Origin of the sequence: Aerococcus sp. UMB7834 (assembly GCF_030215145.1) — a bacterium.
Classification (GTDB): Bacteria; Bacillota; Bacilli; order Lactobacillales; family Aerococcaceae; genus Aerococcus.
Genome location: NZ_JASOLI010000001.1, coordinates 91,747 through 111,386, shown reverse-complemented (window position 1 = coordinate 111,386; position 19,640 = coordinate 91,747). Strand labels below are relative to the sequence as shown.

The following is a 19,640-nucleotide window of genomic DNA, read 5'->3' as shown; positions in this document are numbered from 1 at the left end:
TTAATGCGCTTTCTTCTTCTTTCCCCAGAATTGGAAGAAGTCGGTCCGCAAAGCGCCGTTGTAGAGTTTGCGCTTCTTGGTGGCCTTGTCACCGTAATAGTCCTCAAAGGCCAAGTCTGAAGTCAGGATATACTTGCTCCAGGTCTCTAGGGGCCGGAAAACCTCGCCCATCTCCTGGTAGAGTTGGTGGACACTGTCTTCGTCGTTGAGACGTTCCCCATAAGGCGGGTTGCTGATCATAATGCCGAAGTCTTTATTCGTTGTAAAGTCAGCTACTTGCATCTGCTTAAAGGTAATTTGATGGTCAACTCCTGCCGCTTGGGCATTGGCCTTGGCAATTTCAACCATGCGGTGGTCAATATCCGAAGCTTGGATGTCCAATTGGATGTCATGGTCAATGGCCGCCTTAGCAGCAGCCCGCTCCTTGTCGAATTCCTGGTCTCGGAAGATATCCCAGTCCTCGCAGACAAAGTGCCGGTGGATGCCGGGAGCAATATTCATCCCAATCAGGGCGGCTTCAATGGCGATGGTCCCTGAGCCACAGGTAGGGTCCACCAAGGGCCGGTCAGGGAACCAGGTGGTCAGCTTAACCAAGGAAGCTGCGAAGTTTTCCTTGAGTGGTGCGCCCCCTTTAACCTGGCGGTAACCCCGCTTAAACAAGCTATCTCCCGTCGTATCCAGGGTTAGGAGGGCCTGATCTTTGTGGATGCTGACCTCAATGGGGTAGCGGGCACCGGTTTCAGGCAGCTGTCCGCGCCGGAAATAAGCTTCTTTTAAGTGGTCCACAATAGCTTTTTTAACCATCTTCTGGCAGGTGGGAACCGAATGGAGCTGGGACTTGACGGACTTGCCGGAGACAGGGAAATTGGCGTCGAAGGGCAGGAGATCCGACCAATTGAGGGCCTTGACTTGGTCGAAGAGAGCCTCGAAAGTTTTGGCTTCAAATTCACCGACGATAATTTTAACCCGGTCAGCTGTCCGCAATTGGATATTGGTCCGGGCAATGTCTTGGGGGGTCCCTTCAAAGCGGACCCGGCCGTTCTCGACCTGGCAGTCATAGCCCAGGGCCTTTAATTCATTCTTCACCAGGGCCTCGATCCCGCTCGCGCAGCTGGCCATTAACTGATACGTCTTCATGGAATCCTCCTTATAATTTTTTAACATACTGTGCTGGTAATCAATGTCTAGTTACCAACACAAAAAAATAATCGATAAAAATATAAAAAATCCAAGCCTGGGGATAGACCACACAAGCTTGGATTCTTTACAAACCTGATGTAAATTTCTATAAGCCATGTTCTGTTCCCTTGCATCCCAGGTTGTTTGCAAGTTCGGTAATCATCTATCTGCATTGCTGCCTCGGCTTACATTCATTTCTGCTTGCCAAGTGCCCCTACCGAATTTGGGTTGCTCACTCGAGGGGTTTACCTCGTTCCACTTAGCTGGTTTCCCAACTAACTTCGTCACTGTGGCACTTTTCAGGGATACTGGGGCATAGCCCTAGGGCTGAAGCCGTTTTTCCCGCCGTCTATGCCTTAGCTTATGTTTTCGCTAAGCACGAACACTACTGACCTCTCAGTCAGTGTGAGCATGGACTTTCCTCAGGTATGACTACCCGCGATTACCCGAAATTTACATATGATAACTCATTATAACGCAAATCGGCGTGAAATGCTAATAATTTTGGCGAATAATGGTATCGCCCATATGGTCTTCTTCGTCATAGCTTTGGGAACCAAAGACCGCCTTCTCTAATTTGGATAGGCGGCGGAGAATATCATAATTGGTGGTTGCACCGGTTTTGTTAGTTCCGCTAGCTTTGGATCGGCTTTGCCGACTCTTATCTTCGCCAGTCTGCCGCTTGGCTTTCTCCAGTTCGGCTTGTAAGTAGGCAATTTCTTTTTCATAGGACTCATAGTCCCGCATGATGATATCTAGAAATTCATCCACTTCTTGCATGTTAAAGCCGCGGATGGCTGGTTTAAATTCTTTTTGTAAAATATCTTTTGTTGTCAGATTACGTTCGGACATCCTTACACCCCATTTTTAACACTGTCTTCCAATAGTATAGCATATCTTCTTTGGTCAAGGTCAGTGAAAAGAGGGCTTTAGAGAACTTTTAATAAATTAGGAGAACAAGGATGGATAAGCTATAATAGAGAGAAGTGAAGGCCCCAAGATAGGGCAAGCAATGACCAAAAGGAGTGTGGACAGATGACCGAAAAGAGCTTATTTGAATACCTATACCAGGAGTGGCAGGGTTTACGCTTCCAGTTTCCCTGGCAATTAACCTATGATGAGAGGAGTACAGGGATTATTCTCCAAGTTCACCTGCCCAGTCGGCAGGAGCCGGCTTCCGATCATATGATGCGAGACGCCTTAAATAAGCAAAGCGATCAATTTGCTTATTTGAGTTTAACCTTTCGTTTCGGCTATTATAGCAAAGATATTAGCTTGCAGCCTGGGATTTTTATCCTGGCACCTAACCTAGGCAATGGGACTTATACGGGCGACTATGTCCAGGTTCTTCTCAAATGGATGCGCTACACCCTCCGCCAAGCTGACCAACAGTTGCGCGAACTGGACCGGGGTGAGCGGGAGACGCTCGATTTGACCTGGCCTCATGAGGCAGTGAGGCAAGATGTTGCCCAGCGTCAGGCAGTCAACCGTTATGGAAACAAAGAACGCTATTCATTGGAGGTATATTAATGGGATTCTATGAGGTGACAATCGACGTCAAATACGGAGATTCCGACCAGGTGTCAGACAGCTTGTTGGCATTGGGGTCACAGGGGGCACTGATCCAAGATGTCAAGGATTTTGATGCGCTAGAAGAGGAAGGATCAGTGGTTAAGTTAGAGGCCAAGCGCCAGGCCTATCCGCTCTTTCCCCAGGTGGTGGGTTATTTTTCTGATACGGCTTGGTCCAAGAAAGATCTGGCTCAGGCTCTTTTAGCAGCTTTGAGGGATTTAGACCCAGCCTATAGCGAAGAAGAGGTCGCGATTGGTCAATTGGCGGAGACCAACTGGGAGGAAGAGTGGAAGCGTTACTACCAGCCTATAGTGATCAGTCGTTTTATTCATATTATTCCTTCTTGGCAAGAAGAAGAGACCCAGGCCCTGATTCCTATCTATATGGACCCTGAAATGGCCTTTGGGACCGGGGACCATGCCACTACCCAGCTCTCCCTCCAACTTCTGGAAAGCTATCTCGAACCAGAGGACCGGGTCTATGATGTGGGCACCGGTTCAGGGATCCTTGCTATTGCAGCAGCTAAGCTGGGGGCCCAGTCCGTCCAGGCTTTTGACTATGATGAGCAAGTCATTCCCATTGCCCAGAAAAATTTTGAAGTCAACCAGGTGGCTGACCGGTGCTCGGCTCGGGCTAATGATAAGCTAAGCGGGATTTCTGACCCCGTCGACCTGATTACGGCTAATATCTTGGCTGATATTTTGATCCCGTTCATCCCCCAAGCCTATGACTGCCTTGAGCCTCAAGGGAAGTTCATCCTCTCGGGCATCTACTATAAGGAATTTGAAGCAATCAAGGCGGCCTTGATCCAAGCAGATTTCCGTATCGAAGAGATCGTCCGCCGGGGCGACTGGTTTGGTATCTATGCCGTTAAGGGCCGAGCGGAAGCGACTAAGGATTCCATTTAAAGGAATACTTCTCATTATCCTCTCAGATATGGTAAAATATGAGTTAAACCATTCATCAAGAGACATCTAAACTGCCATAGCTTACCTAAGACTGTCCGCGGTATTGAGATGTAATTAGAAAGGGGTAGGTTTGATGTCTGAAAAACAAAATTATACTAAAGAAGAAGTATTGGACCTCTGCAAGTCCTATATGCCAGAAGATAAGCTGGCCTTTGTCTCTAAGGCGGCTGATTTTGCTGAGCGGGCCCATCGTGACCAAGTTCGCAAATCGGGAGAGCCTTACTTTACCCATCCTATCCAGGTGGCTTCGATTCTAGCGGAGCTTCACATGGATCCTGACACGGTGGCGACCGGTTTTCTCCACGATGTGGTGGAAGACACGGGCATTTCCTTGGATGATATTGCCTATTTCTTCTCCGATACAGTGGCGACTCTGGTGGACGGGGTAACCAAATTAGGGAAGCTGAAATACCGGTCCCAGGAGCAGCAGCAGGCGGAAAACCACCAAAAAATGCTCCTCGCCATGGCCAATGACCTCCGCGTAATTATGGTAAAATTAGCTGACCGCCTCCACAATATGCGGACCCTTAAGTGGCATAAACCCGAAAAGCAGGTCAGTATCTCTAGAGAAACGCTGGAGATCTATGCCCCGCTGGCTGACCGCTTGGGGATGAGCCAGATCAAGTGGGAATTAGAAGATACCTGCCTGCGTTATATTAATCCCGAAGCCTACTATCAAATTGTTCATCTGATGAATGCCAAGCGGGATGAGCGGGAGAACTACATCAATGAAACCATTGAAAAACTCCAAGCTCAGATGGAGGGCGTCATTGCAGAGCCCTTCGAAATCTATGGGAGGCCCAAGCACATCTATTCCATCTACCGGAAGATGAAGAAGCAGAAGAAGGAGTTCTCGGAAATTTACGACCTCCTAGCTATCCGGGTTCTGGTCGACACGGTCAAGGATTGTTATGCCGTCCTGGGAGTTGTCCACACTAACTGGAAGCCCCTTCCTAACCGCTTCAAGGACTATATCGCTATGCCCAAGGCCAACATGTACCAGTCCCTCCATACCACGGTATTAGGGGATAAGGGAGTCCCGGTTGAAATTCAGATTCGCACCTACCAGATGCATGAAGTTGCCGAATACGGGGTTGCTGCGCACTGGGCCTATAAGAAGGGCGTTACCGGTGAAGTAGAAAAGGATGACTTAGACGACCAGATCGCCTGGTTCCAACAAATCCAAGACCTCCAAGATGATTCGGTTGACGCAGAAAACTTTGTAGAAAGCGTCAAGGAAGACATTTTCAAGGACAAGGTTTACGTCTTCACCCCCCAAGGCGACGTCCAGGAACTCCCATCAGGTGCTGGTCCACTAGACTTTGCCTACCAGATCCACACAGAGGTAGGGAATAAAACGATCGGAGCTAAGGTCAATTCTAAAATTGTCCCGCTTAACTATAAGTTAGAGAATGGCGATATTGTGGAAATCCTAACCTCGAAGAATTCCGCCGGCCCTAGTCGAGACTGGGTCAACCTAGTGGCAACCAACCGGGCCAAGAACAAGATTAAGCGTTTCTTCAAGCTCTTAGACCGGGAAGAGAACCTGGAAAAGGGACGACAAGCAGTCGAAGATGCGGTCAATGAGAGCGGCTTTGCCTTCAAGGACCTCTATACCAAGACCAGGCAGGCTGATCTTTTGGAACGCTTTAACTTCTCTTCCTTAGATGACCTCTTTGCAGCAGTTGGTTTTGGTGAACTATCGGCTTCGGCCGTGGCCAACCGCCTGACAGAAAAGGCTCGGGCTAAACGCCGGGAAGAATTGCATAAGAAGGATCTGGAAGAAGTTATCCACGATGAAGAGGAGAAGGACCGCAAGCCTGCTATGACAGTCCGTCATAATGATGGTGTCTTTGTGGAGGGGGCCGACAACCTGCTCTTCCGCCTGGCCCACTGCTGTACACCGGTGCCTGGGGATGATATTGTCGGTTATATTACCAAGGGACGGGGGATTTCTGTCCACCGCCGCGACTGTAAGAATGTCGATTTGGATGATGAACTTTCTGATCGCCTGATTGAAGTTGAGTGGGAGAATACACAGGATGATGCGGATATCAGCTTTGAGGTGGAACTGGTGATCGAAGCCTTTGAACGGAGTGGGCTCTTGAATGAAATCATCCAGGTGGTCAGTCCCTTGACCAAGTCGATCTCTAACATTAACGGGAATGTTGACCACAAGACCAATATGGCCAAGATCCGCCTCCGCCTGGCTATCCAAAATATTGACCAATTGGATAAGATCATTGATAAGGTGAAGGATATCCCTGACGTCTATGTGGTGGAGCGGGCCTCCACCCAGTAAAAAAGAAAGGAAGAGTGACTGTGCGAGTAATTATTCAACGTGTTAGCCAAGCATCTGTAAGTGTTGACGACCAGACTTTGGGCGCTATTCAAGAAGGTTTCATGCTCCTAGTAGGTGTCCATGATGACGACAACGAGGAAACGGTGGACTATATGGCAAGAAAAATTGCCAAAATGCGAATTTTTGCTGATGAAGAGGACAAACTCAACCTGGACATTAACCAGGTAGGCGGCAAGATCCTTTCCATCTCCCAGTTCACCCTCTATGCCCGGACACGCAAGGGCAACCGACCTTCCTTTGTAGACGCCGCCCATCCCGACCACGGTGAAAAAATCTACCTGGCGCTCAATCAAAAACTACGCGAAGCCTATGATCTTGACGTCGAAGAAGGCCAGTTCGGTGCTGACATGCAAGTTAGCCTAACCAACGATGGCCCAGTAACTATTATCTTAGACTCTGAAGAATAAGGGTGAGAGACTTGAGGTTTAGGCTTGGATGATTGGAGCAATTAAGGATAAGAGCGAAGTATTCGTTCGTTCCTTACTTGTGAAATCACTCCAAGCCTGCCAAGTCGAACCCGACTAGATAGGGTGTGAAGGCTAGCGGGAGAAATAGACCTCTGGAGCCAAAAGCCAGAGAAGGATGAAAGCCTTCGACGGATTTTGGTGAAGAGGAGCTATTTCTGCTAGCCTGAGCCCAACTAGGGTGTGAGGGAGCCACTTCTGCGCAACCGAACGCAACTGGAGGGTGTAAGCAAAGGCGGCTAGATAGGGATGACTGGAGGCAAAGAGGATAAGAGCGGCTTTAGCCGGTCGCTCCACTTTGCTGAAGTCGATCCTTTTCTGCCTTTGCGAACCCGACTGAAAGGTGAGAGCAAGAGCGCTCAGCCAAAAAATTCCCCTTCAAAAAAGGCCAGGAATCTTATCCTAGCCTTTGATCAGTGGACCGGCCTAATGGTGGCCGGTCTTTTTTTATTAATGAATTTTTTTAAACTTGCTCCTAGAGTCAGGACTAACCGCCTTTAGTCACAGTCTCTTTTCTTTGGTAGAGCTTTTGGGCGACAAGCGGGGAGAGGAGGGAGCTGGCGATGCAGACCATCATCACGATGGCGGTCGCGGCTACCACATCATCGCCGAAAGTTTCGGGTAAGGTCAGGCCAATGAGCGCTGGGTTGGCGACAGACATGCCAGCCACATTCCAAATCGCTGCTCCATCAATGCCCGCATTCTGCTTGGTGACGTAGCGGTCAAAGAAAATGAGTGGAAGCATCAGAATAAAGAAGGCAAGTGTCATCAAGAGGCCTGAGCCACCAGATGCCAGAGCGTCTTGGATCCGCATACCGGCTCCCAAGTTCCAACCGAGGAAGGGCAGGAGGCGGCCGATCATTGGCGTAAAGAAGTCCGCGAAGTCAGGATCCAAGTTACCCAGGGACATCCCTACAATAAGAGGAATAAAGATCGAAATAATGGGGTTCCAGTCAATGCCGCCTGCCCCTCCATCAGCGGTAAGCAGACTCAGGAGAATAAGCGGGGTAAAGGACATACCCAGGATACCGAAGATTCCATAGACCGCCCCAAAACGCTGGTCACCATATGAGGAATGGATGGCTAGGGCTACAGCTGGATTCAGGGAATAAATCACACAAGCAAAGCTCAAGAGTGAAATCCCAAAGATCCTCTGGCTACCAAAAGCTAGATAGTAGAAATAGATCAGGAGGCTTGACCAAAATAATTTAAATAAGATCATGGGCAGGTGGCGCTTTAATAAGGGAACAATCTGCTTGAGGTCAAGACTCGTCCCTGCTGCAAAGACCAAAAGGCCAATGACAACCGGCGTCCCCATCTGGAAGCTAGCCTGACTGGTGCCGCCAAAACGGTCGTACATATTGGGAAAAATGGAAATTAAGACCATGCTGACGACCATGGGAACTAGGAACATGCCAGCAGGTAATTGGTTGATTTTCTTTAACATAAGAACCTCTTTTCTTTTAAAATTGACTAGCTTATAAGTTTAAAGAAAGCCTTTCTTAAAGTCAAGCTAATAAAAGAGAGTACGACAAAAGCTCATACTCTCCTTCATTTTACACGGTTAATCTTTTTGTTCAAACCACTGGCGGATAATGGCTTGGTACCAGGCGATGCTTTGGTAGAATTCACTGACGGTGATGTGTTCATCGGGTTCATGTAAGCTTTGGCCCGGGCCAATAATAATGGTTGGTATATCGGCTTGGTGGCGGATAAATTCCGCGCAATCGGTTCCTCCGCTGAAGGCAGCTAAACCTGCTGCTTGGTCGAGGGTATCTTTAGATGTCTCGAGCGCAATTTGGACGAGGGGGTCTTGGTCGTCGGTCCGCAAGGGATAGAGATTGGTGAAGAGGTCCATCTGTCCCTTAAAGTCAGGATCTTCAGCTTCTAAGTCTTTGATGATTTGTTCAAAACTAGCGTAGAGCTCGGGATGGTCTTGGCCAGGCACGGTCCGGATATCCACCTGGGCTTGGGCACGGTCTGGGACTACATTGACCACACTGCCGCCAGAAATTTGGTTAAAAGACATGGTCGATTGGCCAAGGAGATCATCTTCGTGGTCGTCGGCATGGTAGGTCTGAGCGATCCGGTCCAGCCACTTGATCATTTTTTCTACGGCATTGACGCCTTTTTTAGGGGTCGATCCGTGGGCAGTCCGGCCTTGAGTTTCCAGTGACAGCCAGAAGACTCCTTTGTGGGCCCGCGCCACTTGGAGGTTAGTTGGTTCGGCACAGATCAGGGCATCGACATAGGGGAGGAGGTCTTGGTCGACTAAATCCTTGGCGCCCTTACCACCCATCTCTTCATCCGCCGTAAAGACTAGGATAATTTTTCCTTTTTTAGGAAGATTTTCGGCTTTTAGTCGAAGAGCGGCAGCGACGAGGGCAATTAGGCCACCCTTCATATCGCAGGCGCCTCGGCCGTAGATGACCCCGTCTTCAATTTCTGCGGCGAAGGGCTCGTGCTCCCAAGGGTTATCGCCGACTGGGACGACATCCATATGGCCGGTTAAGCCGAGCGTAGGTCCTTCTACGCCACTATCTAATGTTGCTATAAGCTGGGTCCGATCACCCTTATAGGAATAGCGTTTGGTTTCTAGGCCTGCCTCCTGTAAAATAGGTTCTATAAGGTCGGCCACGGCAGTTTCATTGCCATTGGTTGAGTTTACTTTTAAAACATCTTGAAGCAATTGGAGTGCTTGTTCATTATTCATTATGATCACCTCCACCTTATTATGCACTTAAAATTAGTAAGTTACAAATTGAAAAGTTTTAGAGAGGGGAAAGATATGCTAGGCGCAATCATTGGAGACATTGTAGGCTCACGTTTTGAATTAAATAATTACCGGGGAAAGGACTTTGAACTCTTCCATCCAGACTGTCATCTAACGGATGATTCGATCATGACCCTAGCGGTGGGCCAGGCCTTGATGCAGACTGCAGAAAGAGCAGGAGGCTTGGCTAAGGACGCTGATTTCTTAGCCCTGCTGGAGGAAGAAACAGTGCGGTCTATGCAGGCTTGGGGGCGGAAATATCCGACGGCAGGTTATGGTAAGAACTTTTTCCGCTGGATCTATAGTCGGACTCCCCAGCCCTATCAGAGTATCGGCAATGGGGCAGGCATGCGGATCAGTCCCGTCGCTGACCTAGCGCGAAGCGAAGAAGAAGTTCTCGCTTGGGGATCAGTAGTGACTGGGATTAGTCATGACAGTGAGGAAGCTTTCCTTGGGGCCTGGACCCTTGCTTTAGCGATTTACCAGGCGAAGACGGGAGTAGACCCAGAGGATATTTTCAAACAAATTGCTACAGAAGTATATGACTTAAACTTCACCATTGACGACTTACGCCCGCATTACAGCTTCCATGCTAATTGTGCTGACTCTATCCCCCAAGCCCTAGTGGCCGTAAGGGATAGCGAGGATTTCGAAGACTGCTTGCGCCTGGCCGTTTCCCTAGGCGGGGACTCTGACACCATCGCTTCCATGGCCGGTGCCATGGCTGCCTACCTCTATCCCATTCCTCAGGCTATTGCAGACCAGGCCCTGTCCTATCTTGATGACGACCAAGCCGCCCTTTACCAAGCCTGGCAAGATTTTTGCCGAAAATACCAGGCTTAACTAGGGGGATTTGGCCTTGATCAATTGGATAAAGGTCCTTTAAGCCGGATCATTGGATCGCTCGGCCATTGCAAGCCATAAAAAAGCAGCTGGACCATATTAGCGTCCAGCTGCTTTTATTAAGGATTGGGGAGTGAAGTGAGGACTCTAGTCCAGCTGTCCGATTGACTTACTCCAAGCATCCAAAGCTAACCGCTCTTGCTCACACCCTGTAGTCGGGTTCGCAAGAGCAGCTTGGGAGTGCTTTCGCAAGTTGGGAACGTGCAAGCGTGGCTTGCCCTTATCCTAACTTACTCCAAGCATCCAAAGCTGAACGCTCTTGCTCACACCCTGTTTATAAATTTCTAAATTGCTGACTAGAGAAATGGATATCCTGGCCATAGAGGATTTCTTTTTTGCCATTGGCTTTGGCAATGATCAGCTGGCCTTCGGGATTGACGCCAACGATGATTCCAGACTGCCAGTCGCCATTGTACTGGTAGGAAACCTCCTTGCCTACGCCCATGAGCCGGTCCTTGTATAAGGGGAAAAAGGCTTTGTCATCGAAGTTGGCATGGTAGGTCAAGATTCGGCTCACAATTTGTGCTAAGAATTGGTTGATATTGAAGTCTTCTGGAGTTTCTTGACCAAAAATGGTGCCTGCGACTTCTCGAACAGCGGGGTCTGAGTCTTCAAAGGAACCCGCTAGGTTGATTCCAATTCCAATCATGACAGCGGAGGTATCAGCCGCTTCAATGGAGCTAATCATTTCGCTCAAGATGCCAGTGATCTTGCGCTTGTGGTAGAAGATGTCATTCACCCATTTGATCTCGCACTGGTCGTCGACATAGCTTTCAATGGTCTCGACAACAGCAGTCGCTGCCAGGATGGTGTACATAGGCACGTCCTGGAGTTTCACCTGATGGGGGCGGAGGGCCAGGGTGAAATAGAGACCTTCTGCCAGGTCGCAATAATAGGCCTTGCCTCGCCGTCCTCGGCCCTTGGTCTGCTGTTGGGTGGCGTACAAGAGATAATCCGCCTGGCTGTGGGCTAGGGCCTCTTTCATCAAGTCATTAGTCGAGCTCATGCTGGGGCGGACCTCATAAGCTATGTCAAACGAGCCGACTGCTTGCTTGAGGAAGTGGTCGATTTGTTGGGGGTCCAAGTCATCGCTCAGACTTTCTAGCCGGTAGCCCTTATTGGGGGTCGAAGAAATTTGATAGCCCTGGTCTTTGAGAGCTTGGATGGCTTTCCAGATGGCATTGCGAGAAACCCCTAATATTTCAGCCAGCTTCTGTCCAGACAGATAAGCACCATCCGCTTTTAAGAGATGATCGAGGACTTTTTGCTGTGAATTCATAATAAGACTCCTTTGTTGTAAATGATTTAACTGTCTTGCCTAATCGACAATTTTGGCGTCTAGGCAGGTCTCGAAGTGGGTTAGGGCCCAGTCGTGGCCTGCTTGGTTGAAACTTGCCACGGCTGTGGGGTGGATTACTAATTGATAGCCCAGATTATAGGCGTCCACAGCAGTATGGAGGATACAGATATCGGTGCAGACCCCAACTAAGTGGAGGGTTTGGATATGGCGCTCCCGCAGTTTCATATCGAGATTGGTCCCCGCAAAGGCGGAGTAGCGAGTCTTTTCCATATAGTAGACATGGGCTTGGTCCTTGGCCCCTTGGTAGATGCCAGCGAGACGTCCGTAGAGCTCTTGACCCTGGCTGCCTTGGATATTATGGCTTGGGAAGAGCCGGCTCTCGGGATGGTAGGGATCATCTTTTTGGTGGCTATCGATAGCAAAGACCACAAATTCTTGATCTTGGATAAAGCGCTCCGTTAAGTCACAGATCTTGTCTTCGATAGCCTGACCGGGTTGGCCACAGGTTAAACTGCCATCGTCTGCGACAAAATCGTTGGTGTAGTCAATGTTAATTAAGGCTTCTTTCATGGTGAGATTCTCCTTTTAATGTGAATAGATAAAATTGCTTTCATAGTAGAAGTTTTTCTTTAATTTTAAGAATTTTTTGCAATCTGTCAAGATCGCGAAGAGGGTAGCCCGGAGCTCAAATTCTTTGCGGGTCTGGGGCAGGTCGCTCTCCCTGTAAGTCTTAATGAGCTGGTCCAATTCTGCGCTTAGTCCCAAAGCTGGATTGCGCTCGTTCAGCTGTTCGGACACGTGGATGAGAAACTGGGCTAAATCCTGGTGCTGGGAGGTCTTCTGGTCGAGCCGCTGCAAGCTCTCCGCTATCTGGTAGAGAACATTGCTTTGGGCCTGGCGCATGGCAAAATACTGCTTATAGTATAGGGTATCCTGGTTCATTCGGTTGGCATTCTCCCTGGCAGCCAGACCTTGCCCATCTTGGATGAGCTGGCTGAGTTCGTGGAGGACCAAAACAAAATGATCTTGCTCAAAGAAAGTGCCTTGGTCTAATTGATCGGCATAGGAGCAAAGGACCGTCCGCATCCGGTCTTCAATCGTCTCTTTTAACTGGGCCATTTCCTTTTGGTGGGAAGGTTGGAGGAAGTTAACCAAGAGGGCGATCCCGGTCCCGATGATGAGAAGTAGAAACTCGTTCATCAAGTCGGGAAAAGCTATGGTCTGGTCCAAAAGCAAGTGGGAGACCGATACCGCACAAGGAGCAATGGCATTCCCCGACTTCATCCAGGCGGCCAGTGGATAGGTGATCAAAAGATAGAGGGCAAAGACCCAAACGGTAAATCCTAGGTAATAAAAAAGCAGTCTAGCAACAGTCAAGCTTAAGACCATGGCCAGGCTAATATTTCCGATATAATGGACGGTTTGTTGGTTAGTGTCAGCTAAGGTCAGGATAGCGATAATGCCAGCGGAAACCGCATAATCTAAATGGAGCCACTGGGCCAGGAAGATGGCAAAGAAGGTCGCCACCCCGTACTTGAGGGCTTTAATTAAATGCAAGGTCATTGGTTCGATCAGTCCTCCTTTAATTCTAATAAACTTATTATAGCAAAAACTCCCTAGAAAAGCCTGAGAGTCCAGTTGAAAGAAATATACAATAATTGTATTCATTTTAACTGCTTTAATCACTAAAATAAAGCAAAGCTAAGCAGACTATACACTGGAAATTTACTTTTATTTGGCAGAATCTGGTTTTTTCAGTGAAACTTTTTTCTTAACTTTCAATCGAGATGAGCAGACTATTTGTGTAAGCGCTTAAACATGTTATAATTGATTTAGTTAATTTTAAAGGAGGAGTCATTATATGTTAACGGATATTCAAATTGCCCAGCAAAATGAACCGAAGCGAATCACTGAGATTGCTGAAGGCCTCGGCTTTAAGGAAAGCGATTTAGACCAATACGGACTCTATAAGGCCAAAATCCCTCAAAGAACTCTGGATCAAATCCAAGATCGAGAAGATGGTAAGTTAATCCTGGTCACCGCTATTAACCCAACGGCAGCTGGTGAGGGGAAAACCACAATTACAGTCGGTCTAGGGGATGCCCTGCAAAAAATTGGAAAGAAATCCATGGTGGCTCTTCGTGAACCTTCATTTGGCCCGACTTTCGGCTTGAAGGGCGGCGCTGCTGGTGGGGGCTATGCCCAAGTTGTGCCGATGGAAGATATCAATATGCACTTTACGGGGGACATGCATGCCATCACAACCGCCAACAACTTACTATCAGCTGTGATTGATAACCACATCCACCAAGGCAATAAATTGAATATTGACAACCGCCGGATTACTTGGAAGCGTGTCGTTGACATGAACGACCGGAACTTGCGGCATGTGGTCGTTGGTCTGGGTGGACCAGGCAACGGTTATCCACGCGAGGATGGTTTTGATATTACAGTGGCTTCCGAAGTAATGGCAGCCCTCTGCTTGGCTACTGACTTAAGTGACCTGAGAGACCGCTTCAACCGGATCGTTATCGGGGAAACCCGGGACAAGGAACCTGTGACGGTTGAACAATTGGGCTGCGCTGGTGCCATGACCCTAATTATGAAAGACGCGATCGAACCTAACTTGGTACAAACCTTAGAACATACGCCAGCTTTAGTCCACGGGGGGCCCTTTGCCAATATCGCCCATGGCTGTAACTCCATTATCGCCACCAAGGCAGCCTTGAAACTGGCTGACTATGCGGTAACTGAGGCTGGTTTCGGTGCTGACCTAGGTGGGGAAAAATTCATGGACATCGTGACTCCTAACCTCGGTAAGACGCCGGATGCTGTGGTTATTGTAACCACGATCCGTTCGATGAAGATGCACGGGGGCATTCCGAAGAAAGAATTGAAGGATGCCGGTGAAGATGTGGAAGCTGTTAAAGCCGGTGTGGTGAACTTAGAAAAACACATCGAAACCATGCAAGGCTACAATGTACCAGTTGTTGTCGCTTTAAATGAATTCGTTACCGATACGGAAGCAGAAATTGCTGCTGTCCAAGAAGCTTGTGACCAGCTCAATGTGCCATTCGTCAAAGCATCCGTCTGGGAAAATGGTGGTGAAGGTGGTGTTGACCTAGCCAAGGAAGTCGTTGAACTCATCGACCAAGCCGGAAATCCTGAATTTAAACCTTTATATGACGCTGAAAATACCAGCATCAAAGAAAAACTCGATGCCATTGTAACGAAGGTATATGGGGGCCGCGGCGTCGTTTATGAATCCAAAGCCGAAAAACAAATTGCTGATTTCGAGAAGAATGGTTGGGGTCACTTGCCAATCTGTATGGCTAAAACCCAGTATTCGCTGACTGATGACCCTAGTAAGGTAGCTCGTCCAAGCGACTTCGATATCCATATCCGTGAATTTGTGCCTAAGATTGGGGCTGGCTTTATTGTTGCTCTGACAGGAGACGTGATGACCATGCCCGGTCTGCCAAAAGAACCAGCTGCTATGAAGATGGATATTAAAGAAGACGGTACCATTGAAGGGCTTTTCTAAGTCTTTACTCATTTGATAAAAAATTGGGAGACAGTTTTGTCCTGTCTCCTTTTTTACTGGGCTAGGTCAGGCTTTTTATTTAGACATATGTTAAAATAGAATAAGATCAAAAAAGTGGAGGAGGCTAGTTATGCGCTTAGATAAATTAATTGCCAATTACACGCTCTTAAGCCGCAAGGAGGCCAAGCAAGCCATCAAAAAAGGGCGCGTCCAAGTGAACGGTCAGACGCTTAAAAAAGTTGACCAACACTTGGATCCAGACCAGGATCTGGTCAGCTTGGATGGGGAGAGCGTCCGCTACCAACCCTTCATTTATTTTATCTTGCACAAGCCAGCAGGTTATATGTCTACGACTAAGGACGGGCAGACAGCCATTGTTACTGATCTTCTGCCCCAAGACCTGGTCCAAATCTACGATCCCTTCCCTGTGGGGCGCTTGGATAAGGACACAGAAGGCCTGCTTTTGATCACGAATGATGGCCAGCTCAGTCATGACCTCCTGTCCCCACGCAAGAAGGTGGACAAGGAATACTATGCGGAAATTGCAGGCATAGTGACTGCTGAAGACCAGGCGGCTTTCGCTTCCGGCCTGGCCATTGACCAAGGAGAAACTTGCCTGCCTGCTGAACTCTTTATTGACCAGGTCGACCTGGATTCTGGGAGGAGCCAGATTCGTCTCATCCTCCATGAAGGGAAGTTCCACCAGGTCAAGCGGATGTTCCAAGCGGTCGGTAAGGAAGTGACCTATCTCAAGCGCCTCCGCATGGGCGGCTTGCGCTTAGACCCTGACCTGGACCGGGGAGACTACCAGGAAGTAGACAAGGCCAGCCTTCTCGCTTTACTCCACTTAGATGAAACTGAGGCCAGGGCCTCGCAAAGAAAGGAAGACCAAAAATGACACAGACCATCTATACCGTTTACTGGGAAAATAAACGCCACGGCGTCCGCAAACAACACGGCTCTTATAAGAGCGAAGAAGAAGCTATCGAGGGCATCAAGGCTTGGTGGGAGCTGCAGAAGGACAAGTACGATAATGTCAACTACGAGCGCACCAATACCGGTGCTTTGGAGATCACCTACGATGACGACAACTATGTCTACCGGGTGGAAAAGGAAGAAAGCGACCAAGAACTTCCTAGCCGCCAATACAAACTGCGTTCAGAAGGCGAAAACGAAGCCAACCGTAAAAAATACAACCTCCACGATGAGGAATTTCTCTTTGACGAATTGGCCGAACCCTACCGCGACCGCCTGATTCTGAGCATGGCTAGCAGCCAAAAAGCCCGCGACCACGTCTATGACGAACGGGGCCGTTTGATCCGCAACTTGGACCAACGTCCTCCTAAAGCTTAAAATTAAAAAAACGCCTTAGCAGTTTCTTATGAAGCTGCTGAGGCGTTTTCATTTGCTTGCTTTTGATCGCTAGAGGCTGGGACACTCTGGCCCTGGCTATTGCCGCCTTCTTGGAAGTAGCAGACCAGGCCGTTGTAGACGGCTTGAGCGACCCGCTCGTGGTAGTCTTTTTGGCTAAATTTCTGCACATCATTAGGGTTGGACATGTAACCGAGCTCTAAGAGAAGGGCAGGGGGATGGGAGTCCCGGATGACCTGGAAGTTCCCGAATTCGATCCCATTATTGGGCACATTCATCTGTTCGATGAGCTGACTTTGGAGCTCTTGGGCTACTGGAATCGAGGCTTCATCGTAATAGTAGACGGTATTACCGCTGACGGTCGCTTCAGCTGCCGAATCGTAGTGGAGGCTGAGGAAGAGGTCGCCGTTGACTTCATTGTAGAGTCGACCCCGGTCAGCCAGTTCGATGAATTGGTCGTCCTCCCGGGTCATGATGACCTTGGCACCGGCCGCTTCCAGTTTTTCCTTGAGGATCTGAGCCGAGGCTAGGGCAATGTCTTTTTCATAGACTTTTTCGTCATCGGAGATAGCACCTGGGTCCTTGCCCCCGTGGCCTGGGTCGAGCACGATGGTTTTTTGGCTGAGAGTGGTTGTAGCTTCTGCTTCCTGGGCTTTCTTGGACATTTCCGTGGCGTCGGACTTGGCCAGCCAGTTGGCCAGGTAGCCTTCTTGGCCGTCCTTGGTCTTGACCTTGTAGTAGACGTCCTCTTGGCCTAGGTAGGCGAAGCCCTCGTTCATCTTGCCCTTGTAGATCACATCGGACTCATTGGTCGGTGCCTCCCGGATATTGACGCCAGCTGCGGTGGCCACGACCTTAGCGGGATAATCCTTGAGTAAGTTATCGACGGCCGCCTGCTCGTCCTCGGACAGGCTGGTAATGTACTCGTTAGCAATCGTACCGGGCGTGATGTCGATAGCGCTCTGGTCGATCCAGGCAGTTTCATTTTGGAATTGGACTTGGATCCATCCCTTGTCCTGGTAGAGAATGGTGAACTTATCGCCTTGCTTAGCCTCGCCAAGCTTGTCGCCATCTTTGGCCTGAGAGAGGATAGGGACCTGGTCGTCGATCACGGTTGCGATAAAGCCCCGGTCTTTGTCATCTTGGCCCTGGGGCATGAGCCAGCTAGGCAGCCAACCTGTCTGTCCATTAGCCAGGCGGACATAAAGCCAGTCATTGGCCTCCCGCATCACTTGGTAGCCCGTTCCCTTCTTGACTTGTTCCTTGATGTCATAAGTAATACCGGGTCCCTGGCGGAGGTTGATCAGGTCAGCCTGGGTCTTCTTCTGCTGGTTTTGACTTAGGTGAAAAATCGTTAAAAAAGCCCCCAACAAGACCAGGATGACGACCAAGCTGTAGATAAAATAATGGCCCCGCCTGGCTTCCCAATGGTCTTTCCAGTTCATTTTCAACCCCCTTTCTGAATGGTTTCTTTCTATAAGTTTACCCTTTAATTAAAAAGAGCGCAATTCAAAAGACAAAAAAGCTTGAGCTAAAACTTAGTTAGCACTTGGGGCTGACTGGGAGAGGATGGCTTCTATCTCTTGCCCGAAACAAAAAGTCCCGGTTGGGAAAGATTTTTAAATTGACTTTTGTCTAAAGATTGGTTAAGCTAGTTACTGATAAAACCGTTGAAAGAGAATGACTTATGGAGAGAATCCCTAGAGAGAATGCGGAGGGTGTAAGCATTTATTCTTGACTTAAGTTGGACACTCTGGAGGTGAGTGAAGACTCCGTTGCGCACGTTACGCGCTAGAGATTTCTAGCCAATAGCTAGAATAATTAAGGTGGTACCACGAAACTTTCGTCCTTATCCTGTTTTTCAGGATAGGGATTTTTTTATGGAATGATTAAGGGGGATGTGAATGATTCAGCGACCAAAAGGAACGGTTGATATTTTACCTGAAGAAATTGCCAAGTGGCATTATGTAGAAGACAAGGCTCGGGCGATCCTGAGCCGCTACCGCTTCCGTGAAATTCGAACACCGATGTTTGAGCACTACGAACTCTTCGCACGGGGAGTGGGAGAGACCTCAGACGTGGTCTCTAAAGAAATGTATGACTTTAAAGACAAGGGCGATCGCCATATTGCCCTCAAGCCAGAAGGGACGGCACCGGTTGTTCGGGCCTATATTGAAAACAAACTTTATGGCCCAGAACACCATCATCCTTACAAGGTCTACTATCTGAGCCCGATGTTCCGCTATGAGCGGCCCCAGGGTGGGCGCCAGCGCCAGTTCAACCAATTAGGAGTGGAGGTCTTCGGCGATTCCCAGGCACTCATTGATGTGGAAACTATCGCCCTGGCTTGGGAAATTCTCACAGGCTTAGGGATTTCTGACTTGGAATTAGTGATTAACTCACTGGGCGATATCGATTCACGTATAGCCTACCGCCAGGCTCTCATTGACTATCTGGAGCCCTTCGAAGACCAGTTGAGTGAAGACTCCAAGACCCGGCTCCACAAGAATCCTCTGCGCGTCCTCGATAGCAAGGACCCTAAGGACAAGGAGATTGTAAAGGATGCGCCAAGTATTCTGGACTTCTTATCCGAAGAATCTAAGGAACGCTTTGACCTAGTCCAAAGCCTTCTCGATCAATTAGGGATTCCTTACCGGATCGATGCCAATATGGTCCGGGGCTTGGACTACTACCAAGATACCATCTTTGAGATCATGACCAAGAATGAAGTTTTCGGAGCAGAAACCACTATCTGCGGGGGCGGGTCTTATTCAGGACTTGTTAAGGAACTCTCAGATGGAAAGCAGGATGTACCAGGTTTTGGCTTTGCGATTGGTTTAGAGCGGCTCATGCTCCTCTTGGAAGCCCAAGAAGTGGCCTTGCCTGACACGGATCCTTTAGATGTCTACTTGGTGACTATTCCAGGGATCCAGGTTGCAAACAGCCTGCCCTTAATTGAGGCCATCCGCCAACAGGGCTATTCCTGTCAGCTCGATTACAAGCACCGCAAGCCGGGCAAGCAATTCCGGGATGCCGATAAGTTGGGCGCCAAGTTCGTGATTACTCTGGGTGAGAGCGAATTAGAAGAAGGGGCCCTCAATGTTAAAGACATGGCTTCGGGCGAGGAGAAAAAATTCGCCATTGACCAAATTAAAGAACAATTTTCAGATGTTATTGCAAGTTTTCATGCTAATGCATAAGGAG

Annotated in this window: 17 protein-coding genes and 1 other RNA gene; 9 read left to right on the top strand and 9 right to left on the bottom strand. The window is 48.9% G+C overall.

Features of this window, described 5'->3' with window-relative positions:
• The 3 genes from QP339_RS00530 to gpsB form a co-directional block, all read right to left on the bottom strand.
• On the bottom strand, positions 1-1,137 hold the full coding sequence (locus QP339_RS00530; protein ID WP_284909963.1) for a THUMP domain-containing class I SAM-dependent RNA methyltransferase: 1,137 nt from the start codon (positions 1,135-1,137) through the stop codon (positions 1-3).
• Between the two features lie 146 nt (positions 1,138-1,283).
• An RNA gene (gene rnpB, locus QP339_RS00525) (RNase P RNA component class B) lies at positions 1,284-1,633 on the bottom strand.
• Between the two features lie 41 nt (positions 1,634-1,674).
• A complete protein-coding gene (gpsB, locus tag QP339_RS00520; RefSeq protein ID WP_284909962.1) occupies positions 1,675-2,031 on the bottom strand; it encodes a cell division regulator GpsB in 357 nt (118 codons plus the stop codon).
• 183 nt (positions 2,032-2,214) lie between these two features.
• On the opposite strand from gpsB, the gene QP339_RS00515 reads away from it, so the two are divergent.
• From QP339_RS00515 to dtd, 4 genes are all read left to right on the top strand, one after another.
• On the top strand, positions 2,215-2,709 hold the full coding sequence (locus QP339_RS00515; RefSeq protein ID WP_284909961.1) for a hypothetical protein: 495 nt from the start codon (positions 2,215-2,217) through the stop codon (positions 2,707-2,709).
• Positions 2,709-3,659, top strand: a complete 951-nt coding sequence (gene prmA, locus QP339_RS00510; protein ID WP_284909960.1) for a 50S ribosomal protein L11 methyltransferase — start codon at positions 2,709-2,711, stop codon at positions 3,657-3,659. Before QP339_RS00515 ends, prmA begins: the two co-directional genes overlap by 1 nt.
• Before the next feature lie 133 nt (positions 3,660-3,792).
• Positions 3,793-6,021 (top strand): RelA/SpoT family protein, encoded by a 2,229-nt coding sequence (locus QP339_RS00505; RefSeq protein ID WP_284909959.1) that lies wholly within the window; start codon positions 3,793-3,795, stop codon positions 6,019-6,021.
• Positions 6,022-6,041: 20 nt separating this feature from the next.
• Positions 6,042-6,488, top strand: coding sequence for a D-aminoacyl-tRNA deacylase (gene dtd / locus QP339_RS00500; RefSeq protein WP_284909958.1), 447 nt, complete (start codon positions 6,042-6,044; stop codon positions 6,486-6,488).
• Positions 6,489-7,032: 544 nt separating this feature from the next.
• Here the strand turns inward: dtd and QP339_RS00495 are convergent.
• Together QP339_RS00495 and QP339_RS00490 are read right to left on the bottom strand one after the other, a co-directional pair.
• Complete coding sequence (locus tag QP339_RS00495; RefSeq protein ID WP_284909957.1) at positions 7,033-7,992, bottom strand: 2-keto-3-deoxygluconate permease; 960 nt, start codon at positions 7,990-7,992, stop codon at positions 7,033-7,035.
• A gap of 117 nt (positions 7,993-8,109) precedes the next feature.
• Positions 8,110-9,258, bottom strand: coding sequence for a M20 family metallopeptidase (locus tag QP339_RS00490; protein ID WP_284909956.1), 1,149 nt, complete (start codon positions 9,256-9,258; stop codon positions 8,110-8,112).
• A 75-nt stretch (positions 9,259-9,333) separates the two neighbouring features.
• Here QP339_RS00490 and QP339_RS00485 point away from each other — a divergent pair, with 75 nt between their 5' ends.
• Complete coding sequence (locus QP339_RS00485; RefSeq protein WP_284909954.1) at positions 9,334-10,161, top strand: ADP-ribosylglycohydrolase family protein; 828 nt, start codon at positions 9,334-9,336, stop codon at positions 10,159-10,161.
• Positions 10,162-10,495: 334 nt separating this feature from the next.
• Here the strand turns inward: QP339_RS00485 and QP339_RS00480 are convergent, their stop codons facing one another.
• Genes QP339_RS00480 through QP339_RS00470 form a run of 3 tightly spaced genes read right to left on the bottom strand, consistent with a single transcriptional unit; the run spans position 10,496 to position 13,084 of the window.
• Positions 10,496-11,500, bottom strand: coding sequence for a biotin--[acetyl-CoA-carboxylase] ligase (locus QP339_RS00480; RefSeq protein WP_284909953.1), 1,005 nt, complete (start codon positions 11,498-11,500; stop codon positions 10,496-10,498).
• A gap of 39 nt (positions 11,501-11,539) precedes the next feature.
• Positions 11,540-12,091 carry a cysteine hydrolase family protein gene (locus QP339_RS00475; RefSeq protein WP_284909952.1) on the bottom strand — a complete coding sequence of 184 codons (552 nt, stop codon included), beginning with the start codon at positions 12,089-12,091 and terminating at the stop codon, positions 11,540-11,542.
• 15 nt (positions 12,092-12,106) lie between these two features.
• Entirely contained in the window at positions 12,107-13,084 is a 978-nt protein-coding gene (locus tag QP339_RS00470; RefSeq protein WP_284909951.1) for an aromatic acid exporter family protein, read from the bottom strand.
• 298 nt (positions 13,085-13,382) lie between these two features.
• Between QP339_RS00470 and QP339_RS00465 the strand changes: the two genes are divergently transcribed.
• From QP339_RS00465 to QP339_RS00455, 3 genes are all read left to right on the top strand, one after another.
• Complete coding sequence (locus QP339_RS00465) at positions 13,383-15,065, top strand: formate--tetrahydrofolate ligase (RefSeq protein WP_070619622.1); 1,683 nt, start codon at positions 13,383-13,385, stop codon at positions 15,063-15,065.
• A gap of 130 nt (positions 15,066-15,195) precedes the next feature.
• Entirely contained in the window at positions 15,196-15,963 is a 768-nt protein-coding gene (locus QP339_RS00460) for a pseudouridine synthase (protein WP_284909950.1), read from the top strand.
• Positions 15,960-16,418: a hypothetical protein gene (locus QP339_RS00455; protein WP_067976321.1), complete on the top strand. Its 459-nt coding sequence runs from the start codon at positions 15,960-15,962 to the stop codon at positions 16,416-16,418. Before QP339_RS00460 ends, QP339_RS00455 begins: the two co-directional genes overlap by 4 nt.
• A 26-nt stretch (positions 16,419-16,444) precedes the next feature.
• Here the strand turns inward: QP339_RS00455 and QP339_RS00450 are convergent, their stop codons facing one another.
• On the bottom strand, positions 16,445-17,881 hold the full coding sequence (locus QP339_RS00450; protein WP_284909949.1) for an N-acetylmuramoyl-L-alanine amidase family protein: 1,437 nt from the start codon (positions 17,879-17,881) through the stop codon (positions 16,445-16,447).
• Between the two features lie 459 nt (positions 17,882-18,340).
• Between QP339_RS00450 and hisS the strand changes: the two genes are divergently transcribed.
• Positions 18,341-19,636, top strand: a complete 1,296-nt coding sequence (gene hisS / locus QP339_RS00445) for a histidine--tRNA ligase (protein WP_284909948.1) — start codon at positions 18,341-18,343, stop codon at positions 19,634-19,636.
• The last annotated feature ends 4 nt before the right edge of the window (positions 19,637-19,640 follow it).